At 40.4% G+C, this 21346-nt stretch carries 27 protein-coding genes; 26 read left to right on the top strand and 1 reads right to left on the bottom strand.

The features are described from left to right. Positions 1-70 precede the first annotated feature (70 nt). The 23 genes from VNE01S_RS17920 (at position 71) to VNE01S_RS17810 (ending at position 16380) form a co-directional block, all read left to right on the top strand. Positions 71-328 (top strand): type II toxin-antitoxin system Phd/YefM family antitoxin, encoded by a 258-nt coding sequence (locus VNE01S_RS17920; RefSeq protein ID WP_005448240.1) that lies wholly within the window; start codon positions 71-73, stop codon positions 326-328. Beyond that, positions 316-618, top strand: coding sequence for a type II toxin-antitoxin system RelE/ParE family toxin (locus VNE01S_RS17915; RefSeq protein ID WP_025796191.1), 303 nt, complete (start codon positions 316-318; stop codon positions 616-618). The genes VNE01S_RS17920 and VNE01S_RS17915 overlap by 13 nt, the downstream gene beginning before the upstream one ends. A gap of 159 nt (positions 619-777) precedes the next feature. Beyond that, positions 778-1236 carry an STM3941 family protein gene (locus VNE01S_RS17910; protein WP_053397225.1) on the top strand — a complete coding sequence of 153 codons (459 nt, stop codon included), beginning with the start codon at positions 778-780 and terminating at the stop codon, positions 1234-1236. Between the two features lie 147 nt (positions 1237-1383). Continuing rightward, positions 1384-1890 carry a hypothetical protein gene (locus VNE01S_RS17905; RefSeq protein WP_053397224.1) on the top strand — a complete coding sequence of 169 codons (507 nt, stop codon included), beginning with the start codon at positions 1384-1386 and terminating at the stop codon, positions 1888-1890. 116 nt (positions 1891-2006) lie between these two features. Then, entirely contained in the window at positions 2007-2426 is a 420-nt protein-coding gene (locus VNE01S_RS17900) for a hypothetical protein (RefSeq protein ID WP_228777711.1), read from the top strand. A 139-nt stretch (positions 2427-2565) separates the two neighbouring features. Continuing rightward, the gene (locus VNE01S_RS17895) at positions 2566-2898 is read left to right on the top strand and encodes a hypothetical protein (protein WP_156309914.1); all 333 of its coding nucleotides are present in this window, start codon (positions 2566-2568) and stop codon (positions 2896-2898) included. A 141-nt stretch (positions 2899-3039) separates the two neighbouring features. Beyond that, positions 3040-3534, top strand: coding sequence for a GNAT family N-acetyltransferase (locus VNE01S_RS17890; RefSeq protein WP_053397221.1), 495 nt, complete (start codon positions 3040-3042; stop codon positions 3532-3534). Positions 3535-3672: 138 nt separating this feature from the next. After that, a complete protein-coding gene (locus VNE01S_RS17885; protein WP_053397220.1) occupies positions 3673-4335 on the top strand; it encodes a hypothetical protein in 663 nt (220 codons plus the stop codon). A 118-nt stretch (positions 4336-4453) separates the two neighbouring features. Next, positions 4454-5164, top strand: coding sequence for a hypothetical protein (locus VNE01S_RS17880; RefSeq protein WP_053397219.1), 711 nt, complete (start codon positions 4454-4456; stop codon positions 5162-5164). Positions 5165-5302: 138 nt separating this feature from the next. After that, positions 5303-5761 (top strand): STM3941 family protein, encoded by a 459-nt coding sequence (locus VNE01S_RS17875; RefSeq protein WP_053397218.1) that lies wholly within the window; start codon positions 5303-5305, stop codon positions 5759-5761. Between the two features lie 150 nt (positions 5762-5911). After that, positions 5912-6271 carry a hypothetical protein gene (locus VNE01S_RS17870; protein WP_053397217.1) on the top strand — a complete coding sequence of 120 codons (360 nt, stop codon included), beginning with the start codon at positions 5912-5914 and terminating at the stop codon, positions 6269-6271. Between the two features lie 149 nt (positions 6272-6420). Further along, complete coding sequence (locus VNE01S_RS17865) at positions 6421-6825, top strand: DUF1801 domain-containing protein (protein ID WP_053397216.1); 405 nt, start codon at positions 6421-6423, stop codon at positions 6823-6825. Positions 6826-8081: 1256 nt separating this feature from the next. Then, a complete protein-coding gene (locus VNE01S_RS17860) occupies positions 8082-8756 on the top strand; it encodes a penicillin-insensitive murein endopeptidase (protein WP_245649908.1) in 675 nt (224 codons plus the stop codon). Between the two features lie 162 nt (positions 8757-8918). Beyond that, complete coding sequence (locus VNE01S_RS17855; RefSeq protein ID WP_053397214.1) at positions 8919-9596, top strand: hypothetical protein; 678 nt, start codon at positions 8919-8921, stop codon at positions 9594-9596. A gap of 122 nt (positions 9597-9718) precedes the next feature. Further along, positions 9719-10150, top strand: coding sequence for a DUF2513 domain-containing protein (locus VNE01S_RS17850; RefSeq protein WP_053397213.1), 432 nt, complete (start codon positions 9719-9721; stop codon positions 10148-10150). A gap of 147 nt (positions 10151-10297) precedes the next feature. After that, complete coding sequence (locus VNE01S_RS17845) at positions 10298-10771, top strand: HAD family hydrolase (RefSeq protein WP_053397212.1); 474 nt, start codon at positions 10298-10300, stop codon at positions 10769-10771. Positions 10772-10884: 113 nt separating this feature from the next. Then, positions 10885-11313 carry a GNAT family N-acetyltransferase gene (locus tag VNE01S_RS17840; protein ID WP_053397211.1) on the top strand — a complete coding sequence of 143 codons (429 nt, stop codon included), beginning with the start codon at positions 10885-10887 and terminating at the stop codon, positions 11311-11313. A gap of 152 nt (positions 11314-11465) precedes the next feature. Continuing rightward, entirely contained in the window at positions 11466-11882 is a 417-nt protein-coding gene (locus VNE01S_RS17835) for a hypothetical protein (RefSeq protein ID WP_053397210.1), read from the top strand. Positions 11883-12598: 716 nt separating this feature from the next. Next, entirely contained in the window at positions 12599-13372 is a 774-nt protein-coding gene (locus VNE01S_RS17830) for an aminoglycoside phosphotransferase family protein (RefSeq protein WP_053397209.1), read from the top strand. A 156-nt stretch (positions 13373-13528) separates the two neighbouring features. Next, positions 13529-14221 carry a hypothetical protein gene (locus VNE01S_RS17825; RefSeq protein WP_156309912.1) on the top strand — a complete coding sequence of 231 codons (693 nt, stop codon included), beginning with the start codon at positions 13529-13531 and terminating at the stop codon, positions 14219-14221. A gap of 610 nt (positions 14222-14831) precedes the next feature. Next, positions 14832-15137: a hypothetical protein gene (locus VNE01S_RS17820; protein ID WP_025787418.1), complete on the top strand. Its 306-nt coding sequence runs from the start codon at positions 14832-14834 to the stop codon at positions 15135-15137. Between the two features lie 329 nt (positions 15138-15466). Then, positions 15467-15679, top strand: a complete 213-nt coding sequence (locus VNE01S_RS17815; RefSeq protein ID WP_245649907.1) for a hypothetical protein — start codon at positions 15467-15469, stop codon at positions 15677-15679. 287 nt (positions 15680-15966) lie between these two features. Then, entirely contained in the window at positions 15967-16380 is a 414-nt protein-coding gene (locus tag VNE01S_RS17810) for a VOC family protein (protein ID WP_005483188.1), read from the top strand. A 754-nt stretch (positions 16381-17134) separates the two neighbouring features. Here VNE01S_RS17810 and VNE01S_RS17800 read toward each other — a convergent pair. Then, a complete protein-coding gene (locus VNE01S_RS17800; RefSeq protein WP_053397205.1) occupies positions 17135-17905 on the bottom strand; it encodes a toll/interleukin-1 receptor domain-containing protein in 771 nt (256 codons plus the stop codon). 245 nt (positions 17906-18150) lie between these two features. Here VNE01S_RS17800 and VNE01S_RS17795 point away from each other — a divergent pair, with 245 nt between their 5' ends. From VNE01S_RS17795 to VNE01S_RS17785, 3 genes are all read left to right on the top strand, one after another. Further along, the gene (locus VNE01S_RS17795) at positions 18151-18708 is read left to right on the top strand and encodes a hypothetical protein (protein ID WP_082331727.1); all 558 of its coding nucleotides are present in this window, start codon (positions 18151-18153) and stop codon (positions 18706-18708) included. 137 nt (positions 18709-18845) lie between these two features. Continuing rightward, positions 18846-19346 (top strand): GNAT family N-acetyltransferase, encoded by a 501-nt coding sequence (locus tag VNE01S_RS17790; RefSeq protein ID WP_053397203.1) that lies wholly within the window; start codon positions 18846-18848, stop codon positions 19344-19346. A 157-nt stretch (positions 19347-19503) separates the two neighbouring features. Further along, the gene (locus VNE01S_RS17785) at positions 19504-21237 is read left to right on the top strand and encodes an anti-phage dCTP deaminase (protein ID WP_053397202.1); all 1734 of its coding nucleotides are present in this window, start codon (positions 19504-19506) and stop codon (positions 21235-21237) included. The last annotated feature ends 109 nt before the right edge of the window (positions 21238-21346 follow it).

The following is a 21346-nucleotide window of genomic DNA, read 5'->3' as shown; positions in this document are numbered from 1 at the left end:
CCGTCATGGAGCTTGCTATACTCAAAGTGATAGAATAGTATCACTTTAGTATTCCTTTGGAGCAGCTCTCATGAAAGTAGAACTAGTTACATCACTTAAACGTCAAGCAACTAAGATCCTCGCCGATCTCCATGACACTAAAGAACCCGTGTTAATTACTGAGCATGGTAAGCCATCTGCGTATCTCGTTGATGTTGATGACTATGAATTTATGCAAAATCGTTTAGCTATTCTTGAGGGTATTGCAAGAGGTGAGCGTGCGCTAGCTGACGGTAAAGTGGTAAGTCACGATGAAGCCAAGGACAAAATGTCAAAATGGCTGAAGTAATCTGGACTGAACCAGCGTTATCTGACCTCAATGATATCGCTGAATATATCGCACTTGAAAATATCGTAGCTGCAAAGCAGTTAGTACAAACGATCTTCTCCAAAGTCGAACGCCTACAAACTTTCCCGGAGTCAGGTCGTATTCCACCTGAACTAGAGCATTTAAGTTATCGTGAAGTTGTCGTTAATCCATGTCGCGTTTTCTATAAACAAGACGGTGACAAAGTGTTTATTCTGTTTGTTATGCGTGCAGAGAGAGATTTGCGTAAGTTCTTGTTGAGTAAGCAGTAACCTTTGGGAATGAGCGGCTAACAAACTGTTTAAGAGTGATTCGCAACGCATGGCATTTTTGCTATGCGTTGTGTTTGGTGTTTAAGGTGGTATGCGGCGGCTTCCGTATTGCGTTGCTCACACCTTAACAGGGCGTTAGGCTCACTATAAGGAAATGAAATGGAACCAGTAATTATTTTAGGGAGCCGTGTCAAAGGCTTGATTGTTCTCTTATGTGGAATAGTAATGACGTTGTTGGGGTGTTATTTGATTTCTTTGGGGCACTGGTGGGGATGGGTAGCGATTCTCTTTTTCTCTTTGGGGATTGTTGCCACCGTTCTAATTCTATTGCCTTCAGTTACAGCATTAAAAATAAACTCTGAAGGGTTTGAAGTTAAAATAGGTTTCCGGAAGTGGTCCCTCTCTTGGGCAGAGGTTGAGTCTTTTTCTGTGGTAACAATTAGCAATAACAAGATGGTTTCGATAGCCCTTTCTCCTAAGTGTAAAAAATGGAGAGTTGTTCGAAAAACAGCTTTTGTTATTGGAGGTGCAGAGGCTTCTATTGCAAATGTATTCGAAATGAAACCATCGGAGCTTAGCTCTCTTCTTAACCAATATAAGCAGAAGTTTGCGCCGTAAGCCTAACAAACTGTTTAAGAGGGATTCGCAACGCGTGGCATTTTCACTATGCGTTGGTTTTAGTGTTTAAGGTGGTTTGCAGAGACTTTTGTATTGCGTTGCTCACCCCTTAACAGGGCGTTATGCCTTTTATCGAAAAGTGAGAGTATGAAGAAGCCTATTAATAAATTAGTCGTATGGGCGACGGTACCTTTGACCATATATGCTCTAATTGATATAGCATCTAATATCAGAGGATTACATGATAAATACGAAGACTACCTTTCTGGGTACTCGATTATTAGGGATCTATTGTATGTCTGGATTCCTAAGCTAGCAGAGTTACCTAATTGGTTTACAGCCTATATTGCAACGGGCTTTCTGTTCAAATTTGCGTTAGTTCTGTTAAAAATGCTTCACCCATATAGTAAACAGCCACGTTGGGGAGAGGTTCTGCTAACAGCAGTCCGTCATATACTAGCTTGGCCAATTGTACTAACTAACTTTGTAGGCATTGCATTTTTTGCATGGAAAAGAGGCGATCTCCAAAAATCTGAGCAAGAGCTTGGTAGCAAAAACTACAATGCTCTAGCTTATGTTAAGTCAATTTTCCAATATATAGGCGTTGTCTTGATAGGCTTTGTTATCATTTCAGTGGCAATTGGCGCGTGGTAGCACAGGCATAACAAAGCATTTAAGAGTGATTCGCAACGCTTGGCAGTTTCGCTTCGCTCAAGTATAGCCAAGCGTCGCTCACACCTTAATGCGGCGTTATGTTCATGGGAGAAAATTTGGAACAAGAGAATCTTCTAAAATGGCCGAAAGTGGTTTTTGTTCATCGTTCCATATTGTGGATATTTGAACGAGATAACGCAGTATTCGCATCTCTAATCGTCTTCTATTATTCGTATTTCTATGCTTCAGTGCTTGAAATGTCAGCTTTGTTCTCAAGTTCTGGTGCTATTGTGTCTGCTGTCGGGCTATTGCTCACCTTGAAACATAATTTTATTAGCATCGCTCAAAGTCCATATGAGGCGGTGGTGAAGCATCATCAAATGGGGCGCTTTGCTAGTGTCAATATGATGGAAAATCCTACCTATGTAAATCCTGCAATCATTGCTCTGAAAGACGAGTATGTAGGTATAATTTTGGTTCTTTTAGGTGGCTTTGTTAGTGGGTATGGAGGGTTTGTGCCGCTACTTGAACAATGAACATAACAAAGCGTTTAAGACAGATTCGCAACGCGTGGCATTTTTACTATGCGTTGCGTTTAGTGATTAAGGTTGTATGCGGCGGCTTCGGTATTGCGTTGCTCACACCTTAACAGGGCGTTATATGCTTGGGTGAAAAATGATGGAACATAATGAAATACATTGGCACGATTGTGAGTTGCTGTCGATGATTGAAGTACCGTCACAAGACGAATTGATATTAAGAGTTATGTACCCAGTAGATTGGGAAAATGACGAATATGAAGAAACTGATATTGTATTCAGCGGATTCCATTCTCTAAAGATCAACGAAATTCCTTTTGAAGGTAATCCAACACTCTTAGGACTAGAGTCTGTGAAAAGAGTGGATAGTGACTTATTCAAGTTGAGTTGGTTCAAGTTCAGCTTAAGTACAAATGCTGGTATTCGTGTGATCGAAGCCAAAAGTGTACACCCTAGAGAACGCATATAACAAAGCGTTCAAGGCGGATTCACAACGCTTAGCGATTTCAGTTCAGGTTAGGTTAAGTGTTTAAGGTACAATGGTTTAGGTTTGGTGGTTTGCGTTGTTCACCACTTAACGCGGCGTTATGTGCTTTTGAGGAAAATTGACATGGAAGTAGTAGAAGCGAGTCCAGATTTAGCTCCAATATTAGCAAGTTACGCGAAAGAATGTTTGGAGTCGGGTATCCCTAAATATTCCGGCGTTGAACAAGATCCTGAAGCTTATTTATCAGGTTTGGTTGAACGTTCTAAGGCAACTTCTGAGTTACCAAACGGTTATTTGCCCAGCACAACTTATTATTGCGTATCTGACTCTGAAATCTTAGGCGCTATTCGAGTTCGTAAAGGTACTAATGCCAACGTAGACAATGTCATTGGGCATGTAGGCTACGAAACTAGACCATCAGCTCGTGGTAAAGGTGTAGCTTCATTTCTCCTCGCTTGGGTGCGAGACCATATTGTCACTGACTCAGTTATTGTTACTTGTTCAATTGACAATCCAGCGTCCCAAAAGGTTATAGAAAACTGTGGCGGTGAGTATCTTGGTAACTACACAAGTGAAAACGAGGGCACTGTAAGGCGCTACCGTTTAGCACGCACATAACAAAGCGTTCAAGGGGGATTCTCAACGCTTGGCAGTTTTGGTTCAAAGTTTAGCTTTTGTGATTATGGCACAATGGTTTAGGTCAGGTGGTGACGTTGTTCACCCCTTAACGCGGCGTTAGTTTTCAATGGAGGGATTATGCAAAAAATCTTTTATGTGTCGTTTTTCTTATTTGTTATCCCGTGGGTTGGAAAGCAACACTATCCAGAAGTTTTTGGTGTGTGGTATGTGCAGTGGCCATCTATCATTCTCTCGATGGCACTTTTAGGTGTGGGATTTGCTCAAAGTATATGCCTTTTGCCCACCCTGAAAGATAAAACGTTGCACAAGCTTCTAGTTCCAATGAAGTTTTTAATTGTATTCGCTCTATTCTTAGGCTCTATGTCTTCAGGTTTAGCCACCTTAGGGTATATGGGTTTTTCTCTATCGGAACTCGAGACAGATTCTGACCGTGGCGTTAAGAATCTAATCGAAGCTTTGTATTCAGACGAACTCAAGAATAAAGAGAATGTGGCACGAGCAATTTACACTCAATTTGGGGTGGTGGTTAGTTACGATAGTGCGGAAGGCCGAGTTATTTTTAAACCGTCGGAAGGTGACGCTAGGCTCCATAGGGAGTATCTAAGTACGCTAGAAGCAACAGCATATACAAGGTCTAACTTAAAAAGTAGCGTTGTAGAAATTATTGCTTTGCTTATAAGTGGCTTACTTACATTTGTAATGGCAGTTCTTCTTGGACTGTATCGCGAACTGAAAACTAACAAGGCGTTTAAGAGTGATTCACAACGCTCGGCATTTTGAGTTCTAGTTGGGTTTAGTGGTTAGGGTGCAATGGTTTCAGTTATGTGGTTAGTGTTGTTCACACCTTAACGCAGCGTTAAGTTTCAGTAGAGTCCAGCGCAAACAAAAGGAATTTAAGATGGTAGGAAAGTTTGAGTTAGATCCTCTGGTTATAGATGAGTCATTAGCTAAAGGTGCGATGAAGCGTTTGGCGCGAGAATGCGTTGAGAATGTCAATAACATCCGTTTTGTTAGTAACGGTGGTTTAAAGAACATGCTGAAGAAAGCAAAGTCTTTATTCAAAGATGGCTCAGTTTCTGGATTTTATATTGGAGAACGTGATTGTCTAGCTATGTTGGTAATATATGACCAAGTAAAGGAAATGTTTGCTGGTGCATATTTGGCTAAAGTTAACGGTAAGTACTCTATATACGACAGTGACATGCGTTTCTCTAAACATGCAATACAGCGTTTAATTCAGCGGTTGAAGACGAAGAATCCAAGACTTGATGTTGCTAAAGCAATTCATGAGCAGACAAAATACGTGCTTACCAGAGATGCCCAAAAAATAATTAATATTCAAGAAAAGTGGCGAACTCCAGGACTAAACTCTGTAGATACGGCTCTACCTTATATTGATAATGGTGAACTACTAGGTATGTGGTTCACTGCGTCAACTAGTGATGTCAACTGCACATTCGTTGGGCGAATTGTCGCTAAGACTTTTGTCGATTCGGAAAAACTACGAGAGCCTCAATATGCTAAATGTATGGAAGCATATAATTCGCAGTTAGTTGCACAAGTTTCAGGTGAAAAAATGCCCTACTTTAGTTTGATAAATGAAACTTAACAAACTGTTTAAGAGTGATTCGCAACGCGTGGCATTTTTACTATGCGTTGGTTTAAGTGTTTAAGGTGGTATGCGGTGGTATTGGTATTGCGTTGCTCACCCCTTAACAGGGCGTTAGGCTCACTATAAGGAAATTGAATGGAACCAGTAATTATTTTAGGGAGCCGTGTCAAAGGCTTGATTGCTCTTTTATGTGGAATAGGAATGACCTTGTTGGGGTGTTATTTGATTTCTTTGGGGCACTGGTGGGGATGGGTCGTTACTCTCTTTTTCTCTTTGGGGATTGTTGCCACCGTTCTAATTCTATTGCCTTCAGCTACAGCATTAAAAATAAACTCAGAAGGGTTTGAAGTTAAAATAGGTTTCCGGAAATGGCCCCTCTCTTGGGCAGAGGTTGAGTCTTTTTCTGTGGTAACAATTAGCAATAACAAGATGGTTTCTATAGCCCTTTCTCCTAAGTGTAAAAAATGGAGAGTTGCTCGAAAAACAGCCTTTGTTATTGGAGGCGCAGAGGCTTCTATTGCAAATGTATTCGAAATGAAACCATCGGAACTTAGCTCTCTTCTTAACAAATATAAGCAGAAGTTTGCGCCGTAAGCCTAACAAACTGTTTAAGAGGGATTCCCAACGCTTAGCGGTTTAGTGTTAAATTTGGTCGACGTGTTTACGGTGCTGTTTTCAAGCAAGGTGGTAGCGTTGCTCACCCCTTAACAGGGCGTTAGGTGAATTAAGGATGAGTGGAAGTAAGTGAAGACAAACAAAATTTGCATTATTTGGCTTTGGGCTATATTTATTCTTGGTTGTGATACTGATGGATGGTCTGAGTTAAAACAAGACAATGGCTTAACTTGCTTTGATGAAGTCGTGAATTCAACTTATGATTTAAACAACTTACCTCCTGACATTGAATCACAAATCGTAGACTATCTATCTCTGGAACACCAAGAACAGTTTGATCCAAAAATGCTAAGTTATATTGGCGAGTTCACCGCATGTGGTAAGCCAGTTAAATTTTGGGGGTACGAATGTTCTTCAGAATGCTATGTAACTATTCAAGGTTGGCGCGACGGCTTTTTTAAAAGCATGTCATACCAGGAACCCAATTGAGTTATCACCTAACAAAGCGTTTAAGGCGGATTCACAACGCTTGGCGATCTCGGTTCAAGTTAGGTTAAGTGTTTAAGGTACAATGGTTTAGATTTGGTGGTTGGCGTTGTTCACCCCTTAACGCGGCGTTATGTGAATAGGAGGTTTTAGTGAACAAGGTAGTCAAAGAACGCTTCGATGAATATCCGGAAAATGCTCGTATTAAGCTTGAGGAGCTACGAAATCTAGTCTTTCAAATCGCATCTGATTTGGAGTTGGGTGAAGTCGATGAAACTCTAAAGTGGGGTGAACCTAGCTATAGTGTAAAAACAGGCAGCTCGCTAAGAATAGACTGGAAGCTGAAATCTCCTAACAATTATTACCTGTTCTTTAATTGCCAAACTAAGTTAGTCGATACATTTCGAGAATTGTATGGTGAAGAACTGGTGTTTCAGGGAAACAGAGCAATAGTTCTGTCCTTATCGAAAGCGTTACCAGAAACAGCAATCAAGTCCTGTTTAGAGTTAGCTTTAACCTATCAACAGCGTAAAAATTTGCCTCTTTTGGGCGCGTGAAAAAATTCACATAACAAAGCGTTCAAGAGGGATTCCCAACGCTCGGCATTTTGGGTTTGATTCAGCTTGAGTGATTACGGCACAATGGTTTAGGTTGGGTGGTCTGCGTTGCTCACCCCTTAACGCGGCGTTATGTTTACTTGTATTTCAAAGGCTAAAAATTTCTTCGATCTCTGTTCTTTGCCCCTTTGGCAGTTCGTCTGAGTTGTCTCAGCAAATCCGCATTGTCGGCCTAAATTCGTGAATTTCTCAGCCCGTAAAACATGTCAAAGTTCGTGGCGGCTGGTTACAAATTTCACTGGCTCAAAGTCGCTTTTAGTTTTTTTGCCAAGCAGTATTTCAATTTGGCAGTTGCCTCGGCAATTTGCCATTGTTCTGCGCTTTGGTTGGAAAGAGAGGGCGCTTGTTGAAGCTAACTCGGGTTGCCTCATTGGGCAGGGAAGTGGATTTACCCGTTTGGTGTTTCGTGCCTTTGGTGGCCAAGTGAGTTTTGGCGTGTGACTGACTTCTTGAAACAGGGTCAATAATGCAGTTCTTTGCCAAATAAATCAGTCATTTGTGATAAAACATAACAAACAATTCAAGCAGACCCTCAACGCGTGGCACTTTTGGTTTGCGTCGGGTTTTGTGTTTACGGCGTTATGCGGAAGGTGAACCAGTGCGTTTCGGGCTACTTAATTGGGCGTTAGGCGAGTAAGAAATTTCTTGGTTCAAATCTCTAAGTTCTCTTTGGCTATTTGTTCCAGTTTTTCGGCAATTTGGCCTTATCTACCCAAGTTCATGAATTACTCAACCCGTAAAACATGTCAAAGTTTGAGGGTTGCCTCACTAGGTTTTGTAGCTGGTTTATTGTTAGTCCCTTTGGTTCAAATCGCTACAATTTTATCTGTCCTCGAACCCCGTTTATTGGCTGAAACGTCGCTCTGAAAGTAAGTCTTTCCAAGTTCCATTTTAATGCGCTGATTTGCCAATTTCTTTGGTGTTGTGGTTACAGTGGGTTTCAGGTACTTAGCCGCTTTAGCATTTGGGTTTTAATCAAATTCAGTGGGCTACGTGTATTTCTTTCCAAAAAGGTGTTTTCTAAATCCAATTTCAACTATTTGCGTGAAGCGCCTAACAAAGCATTTAAGAGTGACTCACAACGCTTGGCGATCTCAGTTTAAACTTGTTTTCAGTGTTTAAGGTGCAGTGGTTTAGGTTGGGTGGTCTAGCGTTGTTCGCACCTTAATGCGGCGTTAGCATTATAGGAGAGTGTGGTGCGTATATTAATATTAGCTATTTTTATGCTTTTTAGCTCTTGTTTAAGCGCAAGTGAAAGTATTTGCTTCGGAACAACGTCAAATGGCAGGTTAGAGTATGGTGTCCAACTCCCTTCCAGTGGTAAAAATTTTACGTCATATAGTCTATTAGCCGAGTTGGCAGGTAGGACTTATGTACATTCTACTGTTTACGATATTGTTGTTTCGTCATACGAGCAGTTATCTGATGAACTACCTGAAAAGGTATACAAGTATGCAGAAACTGGTTTTGAATCTGGAGGTCGTTTCAGACCTCATAAAACTCACCGAAACGGACTTTCGGTTGATTTCATGACTCCTGTAATTGATAGCACAGGTAAATCTGTTCATTTGCCAACTCATCCATTCAATAAGTTTGGCTACAACATTGAATTTGATAAGAACGAAAAGTATGACGGTTTGAGTATTGACTATGATGCTATGGCTGCACATATTGTTGCATTGCATAAAGAAGCCCGAAAGAATGGTGTCAATCTATGGCGTGTAATATTTGACCCTCAGCTTCAGCCTAGTCTGTTTAAAACTAAGTACGGTGCTTATCTTAAAAAACACGTTCAATTTTCCAAAAAACGCTCATGGGTAAGGCATGATGATCACTATCATGTAGACTTTGCTGTACCGTGTCGAAAGTAATGCTAACAAACAATTTAAGAGTGATTCACAACGCTTGGCACTCTCAATTCTGGTTTGTTTTTGTGTTTATGGCACAACGGTTTAGTTAAGGTGGTAGCGTTGTTCACACCTTAATTGGGCGTTAGCTCTCAATTCAAAAATCTTGACAACACGGAAGAAAAGATGACAAAAAAAGAATTTACTTTTAGTGTATTGGCTTCAATTGTCGCTGCCGCGATCTTAGAAGTTTCGGGGGTGTTTAGTTCTCTTCATTATTTGAAGATTGATATAAGCATTCCATTATGGGCTATTCTCGTCTTCATCACTTCCCCAATATTGGGATCATTGTATTGGTTCAGGAACTCAATTACACCAGAGCACAAGCAAGTTTTAAAAGAACTAGATGCCGAACAAAAAGATAAAGCAAATGTACTTGCGCAACTAGAGGAGTCTAGAAATCATACTCGTTCTTTGGAGTTATTATTAAATGAGGTTAAGACGGATCTGGACGTTAAAGAAGATAAACTTCAACTTTGGGAGCAGCGAGGTGTAATGCTTTCTCTAGAGGATAGCCCTTCAGAAAAGGTTGTAAATAAAACCTTCGGGCCAGAAATAGTAACATTAGACAGTAAAGACTTTATCGGCTGCACGTTTGAGGGGACTATTTTAAAAATCATGGGAACTGGTCCTATTGGTTTACAGCATTGCAACTTCAACGATGTTCGTTGGGTTATGGATAAGCCAGCTTCGAATGCTTTTTCAGTTTTAAGCGCTTTTTATCAGTCGGGTAATCCAGATATGCAAAAAATAGTTGAGCATACATTTGATAACATTCGGAATGGTGCGCGAAAAGCGAGCTAACAAAGCATTTAAGAGTGATTCGCAACGCTTGGCGGTTTCGCTTCGCTCAAGTATAGCCAAGCGCTGCTCACACCTTAATGCGGCGTTAACTGGCAATCAGATTTGTGATTAAGGAGTTTGTTTTGGATATTGATTACGAATATATCAAGTCAATTTTGGAAGAAATAAAACTTAAACAATCGCCGTACGTGCGCTCTGGCGACCTGTTCAGTAAATATTTGGATGAAAATGGAGAGGGTGTCGAGCAATTTATATTTCATTGGCATTTGATTGTGGAAAATGGGCTGATATCAACCAATACAGCGCCTGTTTACGATCTTGAGGGCTCTGGACTAGTTCCTAGCTTACAAAATCCGATGAATTTTCTTATGAATAGTAAGTGGATTCGTTTAACAACCAATGGCATAGATTTCTTGCAATCTTTGCAAAAACCGAAAGTACTGGAAGTCATTCAAGATAAATTTAAAAATGAGGGCTTGTCCGCAGTCTTAGGTATTTCAAAAGAGTTAGCGACGAAACTTATAAATAAAAAACTAGAAAACATCAACTTATAGCTCAAGCCAGTTAACAAATTGTTCAAGAGTGATTCAGCACGCGTGGCATTTTTACTATGCGTTGATTTTAGTGATTAAGATAGTATGCGGAAGCTAAGGTATTGCGTGCTTCACACCTTAACAAGGCGTTATGTGCAAGGAGGCAATATGACCAAGGTGTACCTATTTGACTGGGGTGACACGCTGATGATCGATTTCCCAGAGCACAGCGGAAAAATGTGTGACTGGGTCCAGGTTCAGGCTGTTGATGGGGCTCTTGAAGTTCTTAGAAAGCTATCAATAAAAAATAAGGTCTACGTTGCCACAAATGCTTCAGATTCGTCAGAAGCTGATATCAAGGCTGCATTTGACCGAGTTGGTTTGTCTCAGTACATCTCAGGTTATTTCTGTAAAGCGAACCTTGGTATTGGTAAGGGAACGCCAGAGTTTTTCGAGAAGATAGTCGGGGTGTTAGGCATAGACCTTAAATCAGTTGTGATGGTTGGGGACAGCTACGATAAAGACATTGCGCCAGCAATCACAGCGGGCATTGATGTAATCTGGTTTAATCCGACAAAACAAAGCGTTAGTGCTGTCCAAAATGTAAAGCAAGTCAGTCATTTGTTGGAAATTTGCACATAACAAAGCATTTAAGAGTGATTCGCAACGCTTGGCAGTTTCGCTTCGCTCAAGTATAGCCAAGCGCCGCTCACACCTTAATGCGGCGTTATACGCTTTTGAGGAAATAATCCAATATGAACAAGGTAGTATTCAGAAATTGCGATGAAAATAGTGAGTATTGGGTTGCTCTAGAGAAGCTGTTTCAAACAGAATGGTCTGACTTTCTATTCGTAGATACCTATAAACCAGAATCTAATCTTCCACCGGTGATTGTCGCTCTCAGAGAAAATCAAGTTATCGGTGGTCTTGCTTACTCGCGCTTTAAAGAACCTCATGGTGACTCAGAAGTTATTTGGTTTAATGCTGTTTTTGTTTCACCAGAGTGGCGCGGTCAAGGTATTGCTAGTGAACTAATTAACCGAGGTGTTAGCCCTGTATCAGCAGCAACTCAAAGTAACCTGTATGCTTACACAAATGTACCATCGTTGTATGAGTCTTTAGGTTGGTTAGCGGTTGATATTGAAAGTGAGCCAAATCATAAGGTTATGAAAGTTCCGTTGTAGTGTCAGCACGCGTATAACAAACTGTTTAAGAGTGATTCGCAACGCGTGGCATTTTTACTATGCGTTGCGTTTAGTGTTTAAGGTTGTATGCGGTGGCATCGGTATTGCGTTGCTCACACCTTAACAGGGCGTTATGCTCTTAGGAGGAAGTTGTGTTTCTCAGGGAAAAAGAGAAAGCTTTGAATAAAGGTGCAATTTTAATCGGCACTATAGGTATTATCTGTATTTCTATTGCTTCAGGAAGCTTATTTGTAGCGCTAGGTTTGAGCTCAATAGCCGCAATTAGCTTATTACTACAGCAAAAATTTCCGGATAAAAGTGGTCTTTACAGCATCGAGGTACTAGGTGGGCGTATTACTCTTAAACTTGGCAACAGTACACTTTGGCATTTGAATGTATGTGATGTTGAATCTTCTGATATAAGTTACTCAAGGGACGGCACAGTGCTCAAAGAAATTACTTTAAAAACAGCGAACGACAGTTATGTATTACCAAAACTTGAGTGCTTTGAAACTAGCGAAGTTTCGCTGCTGGTAAGTTTTGTGCAAACCCTAAAAGAACGAGCATAACAAATTGTTCAAGAGTGATTCGGCACGCGTGGCATTTTTACTATGCGTTGGTTTTAGTGGTTAAGGTAGTATGCAGCGGCTTTTGTATTGCGTGCCTCACACCTTAACAAGGCGTTATGTTTACTTGTATTTCAGTGGCTTAAAAACTCTTCGACCTCTGTTCTTTGTCCCTTTGGCAATTCGTCCGAGTTGCCTCAGCAAATCCGCATTGTCGGGCTAAATTCGTGAACTTCTCAACCGGTAAAACATGTCAATGTTCGCGGGTTGCTTCATTTTCAGATCGTGGCGGCTGGTTTCAAATCTCACTGGCTTTAAGTCGCTTTCGGCGTATTTGCCAAGTAGCATGTCGGCTTGGCAGTTGCCTCGGCAATTTGCCATTGTTCTGCGCTTTGGTTGGAAAGAGAGGGCGCTTGTTGAAGCTAAGTCGGGTTGCCTCATTGGGCAGGGAAGTGGAATTACGCGCTTGGTGTTTCGTGCGTCTGGCGGCCAAGTGAGGTTAGGCTTGTGATTCACTTCTTGAAATACGTTTAATAAAGCAGTTCTTTGCCAATTAAATCAGTAATTTGTGGTAAAACATAACAAACAATTTAAGAGGGATTCCCAACGCTTGGCATTTTTACTTCTACTTCAAATTTAGTGGTTACGGCACAATGCGTTAGGTTGGGTGGTAGCGTTGCTCACCCCTTAATTGGGCGTTAGTTGCACAGGGAGGTTTCGTGGAAGAATTATCAGGCGGAAGAGAATCCGCAATATACCGAGATGGTGAAGTTGTCTATCGACCTCTTCAACCGTGGAGTCCTACAATTCACTTTATTTTGAAGCACCTTGAGCAGGCGAATCTGGCTGAATGCCCAAGATTCCTTGGCGTAAATCAAGATCAGGAAATCTTAAGTTTTGTCATCGGTAATACTTATAATTATCCGTTAGTCGGTGCAATCGCCACTGCTGATGCTCTCATTTCTGCGGGTAAATTATTACGTAAAATACATGACTCAACAGCGCTACTTTTGAAACAAATTAATGTTGATGCTCACGAGTGGATGCTAGAGCCGAGAGAACCTTTTGAGGTTATCTGTCATGGTGACTTTACCCCATACAATGTTGCTCTTTCTGAGAGCACAGTTGTTGGTGTATTTGACTTCGATACTGCGCACCCAGCGCCAAGAATATGGGATTTAGCATACTCAATTTATTGCTGGTCGCCTTTTAAAACTGACAGTAATGATAAGTTAGGTACAATTTCTGAGCAGGTGGCTAGAGCTAAGTTGTTCTGTGATAGTTACGGTGCAACTGACTCCGAAAGAAGTCAATTAGCCAATGCAATGATTCAGCGATTACAGGCGTTAGTGTCGTTCATGCGCAGTGAAGCTGAAAATGGTAATGAGTCTTTTGCTGAAAACATAGAGCAAGGTCATCTTCAGGCTTACATAAATGACATAGAATATATCACTGAAAATAAACAAAAAATTCAGTGTGCATTGTGCAACTAACAAACAATTTAAGAGGGATTCCCAACGCTTGGCGTTTTTGCTTCTACTTCAATTTTAGTGGTTACGGTACAATGCTTTAGGTTGAGTGGTAGCGTTGCTCACCCCTTAATTGGGCGTTATGTGGCATAAATAGGACTGAGAGTTTAGATGATAGCTATGAATCAATTTTGGAAAGAATTTCCACTAAAGTATGGGTGCTTAACTACAGTCAAAATAATCGTAGGACAAGAGCCATACAAGCAAGCTCTCGCTGGTATTAATTTCAGCGTAGAGTGTAAGAAATCTAAAGTACCTTTGTATCAAGATATTGGAAATATTGCTTTTTTGGTGAACGAATGGATAAAGGTTCAAGATTCGTTAGAAATGATCTTTAATCTCTTGTTCGGTAGAGAGAATTCACTCAAGGCACTTTCTTATCTGAGAATGCATGCAATTCCAGCAAATGTGTTTGCCGAACAACTTTGGAGTAAGGCAAAGGTTCTGCTTGTGAACAGATTTGTTGGTGGTGTAGACCAGAAGTCAAATATAGAAGAATTCATAAAGTCTAATGAAAGTGCTCGCATACATGTCCTCTTCGTCGGTAAAAAGGCTTATGAGAAACATAATATTGAAGGGAATTATCAGTATGCATTAGCTCTTCATCCTAGTGGAAATAATCTGCGTCTTTCTGAAAAATATGCCGATAATTGGTACTATTGCAAAGGGGAACAATTAAAGCCTAAAAGTGCAAATTTTTGCTATGAAATATTTCGGGTGTCTAGCCACATAACAAAGCATTTAAGAGTGATTCCCAACGCCTGGAATTCTCAGTTCAAAGTTGGCTTTCGTGTTTACGGTGTAATGGTTTAGGTTCGGTGGTAGCGTTGCTCACACCTTAATGCGGCGTTAGTTGCCAACGAGAAAATCGCAGCTAAAACAGAGTGTTTAGGTCTAATCGTTCGTGTGCTTTGCTCTATTTTGCACTTCGAACTTCGAACTTCGAACTTCGAACTTCGAACTTCGGGTTCTTGGTTCGCGGAAATTGAGCTTCGATCTTTTCCTAGTTTGGTTTGCCGTTTCAGAAGCCGATTCGCTTGTTGAGAGTCAGCTCTGTGATATTGTCTTTTCAAATGAGCTTTTTGGTGTTGTTAGCCCGTTTTCTACGGCGCTGTTTGTTCCAAGTGGTTTCAGTGAGAGACGCTTCAAAACTACGCCTGATTTGAGTTTTTCAAAGTACATAAAGCTAGCGTTGGCAAAGCGGTAATAAACTCCAAACCTAAGCCTTGGGTTTGGCAACTAACAAAGCATTCAAGAGGGATTCACAACGCTTGGCAGTTTTGGTTTGAATCGGCATTAGTGTTTACGGCACAATGGTTTAGTTTGGGTGGGATGCGTTGTTCACCCCTTAATGCGGCGTTATGTTTGCCAATGTTGGTAACAGCGAAAATACAATATGATATATAATAGGGAAATTAAGAGTATGAAAGTTGTGGCTACACATAATAACTGGCTTTTATATAGTGATGGGGAAAGTTATATCCTAAATTCAAGATGTGATTATGGCATTGGAGAGGAAACAGCTACTTTTTTATTAAAGGATGATGAAGTTTCTCGTTATTTAAAACTTGGAGAGGAAGTAATTCACGAACTTTCTGATTCGGCACGTAGTTCATCAGGAAAGCATTATTATGAGAAACAGCGCCCTGTCAGCGATAAGCTAATGAAAGAATACCATAAAGCAAAGAGTGAATATATTGATAAGTATATCCGAAAAAATGGGCAATGATATCTTTCTACTTTTGAACGTTGATGGTACAAACATAACAAACTGTTTAAGAGGGATTCGCAACGCGTGGCATTTTTATTATGCGTTGAGTTTGGTGGTTATGGTGGTATGCGGATACTTTTGTATTGCGTTGCTCACCCCTTAACAGGGCGTTAGTTTGCAAGAGGAAAAACGCGCCTATATCGCAAGACCTAGTGGTAAAAGCTTAAAGTCGAAATTGTCTTATCGGCATTCAATTTCAGTGTTAACTTGCGTGGTGTAAACTCAAAATTGGTATCGTTTCAACGGTTGATTTGTTCTTTGGTGCGGCGACTTTTGGGTTAACTGAGTTGAACTTTTTTGCTGAGACTCTGCTCATTGAGTTTGCTGGTATAAAAGCCGATCTACTCGCTGAAGTGACGCTTTCTTTGGTGTGGCAAGTTCCACGTGGTTTCAGTGGCTTTGTTGAAAGCCCGCATTGTGAGATTAGCTTTCCAAAAGCGCTTTTTGGTGTTGTGAGTTCGTTTTCTGCGGCGTTGTTTGTTCCAAGTGGCTTCATTTAGTAGCCGCTTTGAGATTACGCCTGACTTAAATGCATCAAAACACATAAGGCTTATTGTTTGCAAAGTTTAAAATAACGTAAAATCAACGCTTTGGGTTTGAAAACTAACAAACTGCTCAAGAGGGATTCGCAACGCGTGGCATTTTTACTATGCGTTGAATTTAGTGAATAAGGTGGTTTGCGGCGGCTTTTGTATTGTGTTGCTCACCCCTTAGCAGGGCGTTATGTGCTTTCTCGGAAAATCATAAAATAGCGTACAATCAGCGTTTTGAAATAGCGGAAATTGTCATGTCTAAAACTGTTCAGCAGCAAATTGGAAACATCGCTCTAGTCGTTGAAAATTACGACGATGCTATTGAGTTCTATACTCAAAAACTTCAATTCACATTGGTTGAAGATACTGACTTAGGTGGTGGTAAACGCTGGGTTCAAGTTTCTCCTCCAAATTCCAGTGGTACGAACCTGCTTTTGGCTCAAGCGAGTACACCAGAACAAATGCAAGCAGTAGGGAATCAAACGGGTGGTCGTGTGTTCTTGTTCTTACAAACTAACGATTTCTGGCGAGACTACGAATTAATGAAGACAAATGGCATTGTATTTAATGAAGAGCCACGAGTTGAAGAATACGGGACAGTGGTGGTATTCCAAGATCTCTATGGTAACAAATGGGATTTACTGCAACTGAACAGAGCAACCAAATAGCATGCACATAACAAAGCGTTCAAGAGGGATTCTCAACGCTTGGCGGTTTTGGCTCAAAGTTTAGTTTTTGTGTTTATGGCACAATGGTTTAAGTTGGGTGGTATAGCGTTGTTCACCCCTTAACGCGGCGTTATGCGACAAGGCAAAATTTTTAGGTTTCTCTAAATTTAATCTCTTTGGCAATACGTTTTTTCTCTTTCGGCAAATCAGCATTTTCGGCTCAAATTCTTGAATTACTCAACCCTTAAAACATGGCAAAGTTCGTGAAGTTGCCTCATTAAAAATCGCATTTGGTCGTGGAAAACTATCAGGCGCAAAGTGTGGAAAGGGCAAGTTTATGGAAAGCCAGTATTTTCTGAAATTTCGGATCGTTGAGTTTCTTACAAGTAAAAGCCAAATCTTCGCTTTAAAGCCGCGTTCCGCGCTTGTGGCGGCCTTTTTAGGAAATATTGAGTCCGTTGGTTCTTGAATCACAAAAAGTTATCTGCGCGTTTGTAGTTTGTCGTGTTTAAGGTAATGTTTTCGTTAGCCAATTTAGCATTGCAGAAAAATCGCATAACAAACAATTTAAGCAGATTCGCAACGCGTGGCAGTTTTGGTTTGCAGTGAGTTTTGTGTTTACGGTGCAATGCGGTAGCTTTTGTATTGCGTTGCTCACTACTTAATTGGGCGTTAGGCGACCTAGGTCGAGCAGTGCCAAGTAATAAAATAAAAGTCGCCAATTTGACGACTTTATGTAGTGTTTGAAGAGTCGTTACTCTGTGATCCAACCTTGTTGAATAGCATGTATTTTAGCTTTGCTAGTTAAAACAAAACCTTGAATTGAATCTCTGAATTGGATATGAACATAATCCTTTTCAATAAAGCCATCTTGTAGTAGTTCGCTGAGATAAACTTCAGCAAAAATCTTAGAGCAACCTAGTTTTCGGTGAAGCTCATCAAAAGTAAAGAACCCCTGACCTTGGTTGTAGCTCTCGACCCAACTTTTTAACAGTTCAGTTTTCTTATCAGCCACACTTTCTGCAGGCTTTTCAACAACAGATTCAAAGGGGTTATTTCCAACAGGGGGTTCTTTGAATAGTGGTGCTTTATGGATTTCACGAAGTAAATTATCAAACTGTAACTCAAACTCATCCTCACGAGAAAAATTGATGTGGAGGCGACTTTTAAGAAATGTCGGTACATTGTTAGTACCATGCTGACGAATCAAAGGAATAACCTTGTTACTATCAATCTTGGTCATATAGTCAGCAGTCATAATCATCTTCTCATAACCAACACCACCTAGTCCGTCATTTGCTTTAGTTACATAGGTGTCAGTACAAACCATAATGATACGATCTGATTCGGAAACACTCCTCTCCATAAAGCTACCTAAGTCATCACCAAGTCCTACACGGAACTGATCTAAAATAGCGTCAACGCCAGAGTTCCTGAGACGTTGGGCTAATTCTAAAACCCACTTTTTGTGTGCTTGATCATCATGAGAGTAAGAGATAAATACTTTAGGTACAGTCGTGCTCAAGAGTAACTCCTTATTATATGCTTATCGTTTTTTATATGGTGATAATGTTCTGAAATTTCAATAAGAACGCCTATAAAATATGAAGCTATACACATCTATAATCGCCTAACAAAGCATTTAAGACGGATTCCCAACGCTCGGCATTTTGGTTTGCTTCAACTTTAGTGTTTACGGCACAATACTTTAAGTTCTGTGGTCTGCGTTGCTCACCACTTAATGCGGCGTTAAGCTTCAATGAGAAAACTATGGATTACGAAGAACTAAAAAAGCAAGGAATCGAGAGTTTTCTTGCCGACGAAGAACATAATAAAGCCGATAGAATTGAACGTTTTGTTGAGTTAAATGAATTGTTTGGACCACAAGGTGACAAGTTGTTAACCGGTGGTATGCAATCACAACTTGCGTTGCATGAAGTAGCTAATAGCTATGTCAATGGAAACTACATGGCTGTTGTGCTCCTTGCTCAAGCGTTTATAGAGCACTCTCTATCTGGCGAATTTATAATGCGAGGTCAAAACACGATTGCAGAATCGTCATTTAAAAAGATTATCGATAACTCACTGAGCGAGAGCATTATAAGTGAAGGACTTTACGTTTCACTAGAAGTACTAAGGAAAATTAGAAATCCGTATGTGCATGCTAAAGCTGGTATCAAATCAGGCTCCCTTATAAAAAAGATGATCGATGGGCGCTTTGAGTCAGCTGAGCTTTTGGCCAAGTCTGATGCACTAGAATCACTGTCTATCCTTAAAGCCTTTATGGAACAAAAAGTAGTTATGTGGTTCTCTGAAGATGAAGCTTAACAAAGCGTTTAAGGCAGATTCGCAACGCTCGGCATTTTTTGTTCAAGTCGAGTTTTGGTGTTTACGGTGCAATGGTTTAGGTTAGGTGGTAGCGTTGCTCACTACTTAACGCGGCGTTAGCACACAAGGAGAAGGCTTTGAAATTCGCAAGAAAATTTGAATGTTCAAGTTTTGTGTTTACTCCAATAGAAATCGCTGATGCAGTGTATTTGTTAACCGCAGTGAACTCCGATTTATTTTCTGAGTCGCTTCCATTAGCAAACATTAAAACTCTAACTCAAGCTGAGAATTGGTGTTCAAATCGTATGTCAGAGTGGAATATGGGCAAATGTTATGTCTGGAGCTGTCGCCGATTGCACAATTCCCAAGTTATTGGTCAGGTCACATTGCTTCCTCAGGAAAATCGTTTGGCTTTAGCTTATTGGGTTAATCCGGAATTCTGGGGGCACGGTTTAGCGACGCAAATGTGCAAAGCTTTGCTATCACATGTTCGTAGTTCGGGTTATCAAGGTAGTATTTGGGCAGGTGTCCATTCTTGGAATAGTAGAAGCTCTTCGGTACTAAAGAAACTGGGTTTTGAACAGATAGTTTCTAATAGTGAAAATACAGCGGAGTACAGCTTGGAAATTGTGTGCTAACAAAGCGTTTAAGGCGGATTCACAACGCTTGGCATTTTGGGTTTGAATCAGTTTTAGTGTTTACGGCACGATTGTTTAGGTTGGGTGGTCGCGTTGTTCACCACTTAACGCGGCGTTATAAAGCCAATTTAGGTTCATATAAAAATAAGAGAAGCATATGGAAAATAAGCAATTTTTAAGTCAGTTGTTTTTGGAGAATAGTCAGTTCATTTTGGTTGGTTTGACTGGTAGAACTGGTTCTGGATGTACTACGACAGCAAATATTTTAGAAAGTAAGAAGCCAAGTTTCCCTTCACCGGAGCATTTAGATGGCTTTTATTCAGGTCTTGATGTTAATCGCTATAGAATAGTTAAAAAGTATGCGGAACAGCACTGGAATAATTTCTATTCTATAAAAGTTAGTGATTTGATCTCGACCTACCTCTTGAGCTTGTCTCCTGCTCATGCAGCTAAGTTTATTGTTAGTAATAGCCTTGCTAAGATTGATGAAAACGTAGTATACCAAAAACTGCTTAGCGGATCTTTTTCTAAAAATAGGTTAGTGACTAACTATAGTACTTTACTACATAACCTATTAGATCACTCAACGGAGCTTAATGTAACGGACAAAGAAGCAGATGACTTCATTCGTATCTTAACGTTGATTAGAAAATTTACTCGAGATTTCAAAGAAGAACTAGAAGATATAAGTCGTGGCTTATATGTTTCAACGTATCAAGCATGTGGTAATTCAATTCGAAAAACTGGCAGCGTTCAAAATAACTATGACAAGGCGAATTTTGACCCTGCATGTGTTTTCCACTTGCCGGAAACGATCAATCGAATTATAAAAATGATTCGTAAAGTAACAAAAAATAAGGCTTACATTGTAATTGATGCTATCAGGAACCCTTATGAAGCTAAGTTTTTTAAAGATCGGTATGCAGCATTCCACTTAGTCTCTATTAATGCTCCTGACGAGCACCGTAGCAAATATATGCAACAACTGCATAAGTTTTCTCCAGACCAAATAGATAATATTGAAAAAATCGAGTCCGGTAAATCCGAGGGTGATTACGTAAAGTTCACGACTCAAAATGTAAAAAAATGCATTGAGATATCGGATATCCATCTCTTCAACCCCAAGAATGAATTTGATAACAACAACATTTTAAAAGCTCAGATAGTTTGGTACGTTGCGCTAATGCAGCACCCGGGACTTATACCACCATCGTCAATGGAAAGGGTTATGCAGGTTGCATATACAATGAAAATGAACTCAGGTTGTATTTCAAGACAAGTCGGTGCCGTTGTTACTGATAAAAATAATTCAATAAAGTCAGTTGGTTGGAATGACGTTGCGAAAGGGCAAGTGCCATGTTCTATGCGTTCGCTTAATGGAGTAATAGAAGAGTTTGATCCGTTAACTTACAGTAACTATGAAAGAAACAACCAGAAATTCCGATCTAGAGCGAATGAGCAACTAATAAAAATTCGAGAAATAAACGCCAAAAACCAAGTTTTTGATGGGCATAACTTATCTTACTGCTTTAAAGATATCCACAATAGTTTAGATAAAAAAGGTAACCAAGTTCACACCCGAGCTCTACATGCTGAAGAAAATGCTTTTCTACAACTAACAAAGTATGGCAGTAGTGGTATTGAGGGGGGGAAGCTCTACACTACTGCAAGTCCTTGTGAATTATGTGCAAAGAAAGCTTATCAGTTAGGGATGTCTGAAATTGTTTACATTGACCCTTATCCAGGCATAGCTAAAGAACATATCATTAACATAGGAGACAATGTGCCGGAACTTGTTCAGTTTAGGGGAGCTGTTGGTAAAGCGTACCACCGACTCTATGAACAGATATTGCCTATTAAGGACGAAATTGGGCACATGATGGCTTTATAACAAACTGCTCAAGAGGGATTCACAACGCGTGGCATTTTTACTATGCGTTGAATTTAGTGATTAAGGTGGTTTGCAGCGGCTTCGGTATTGCGTTGCTCACCCCTTAGCA

The organism is Vibrio nereis NBRC 15637 (genome assembly GCF_001591105.1).
In the GTDB taxonomy this organism is placed as follows: domain Bacteria; phylum Pseudomonadota; class Gammaproteobacteria; order Enterobacterales; family Vibrionaceae; genus Vibrio; species Vibrio nereis.
This window is presented reverse-complemented; position numbering and strand designations above follow the sequence as displayed.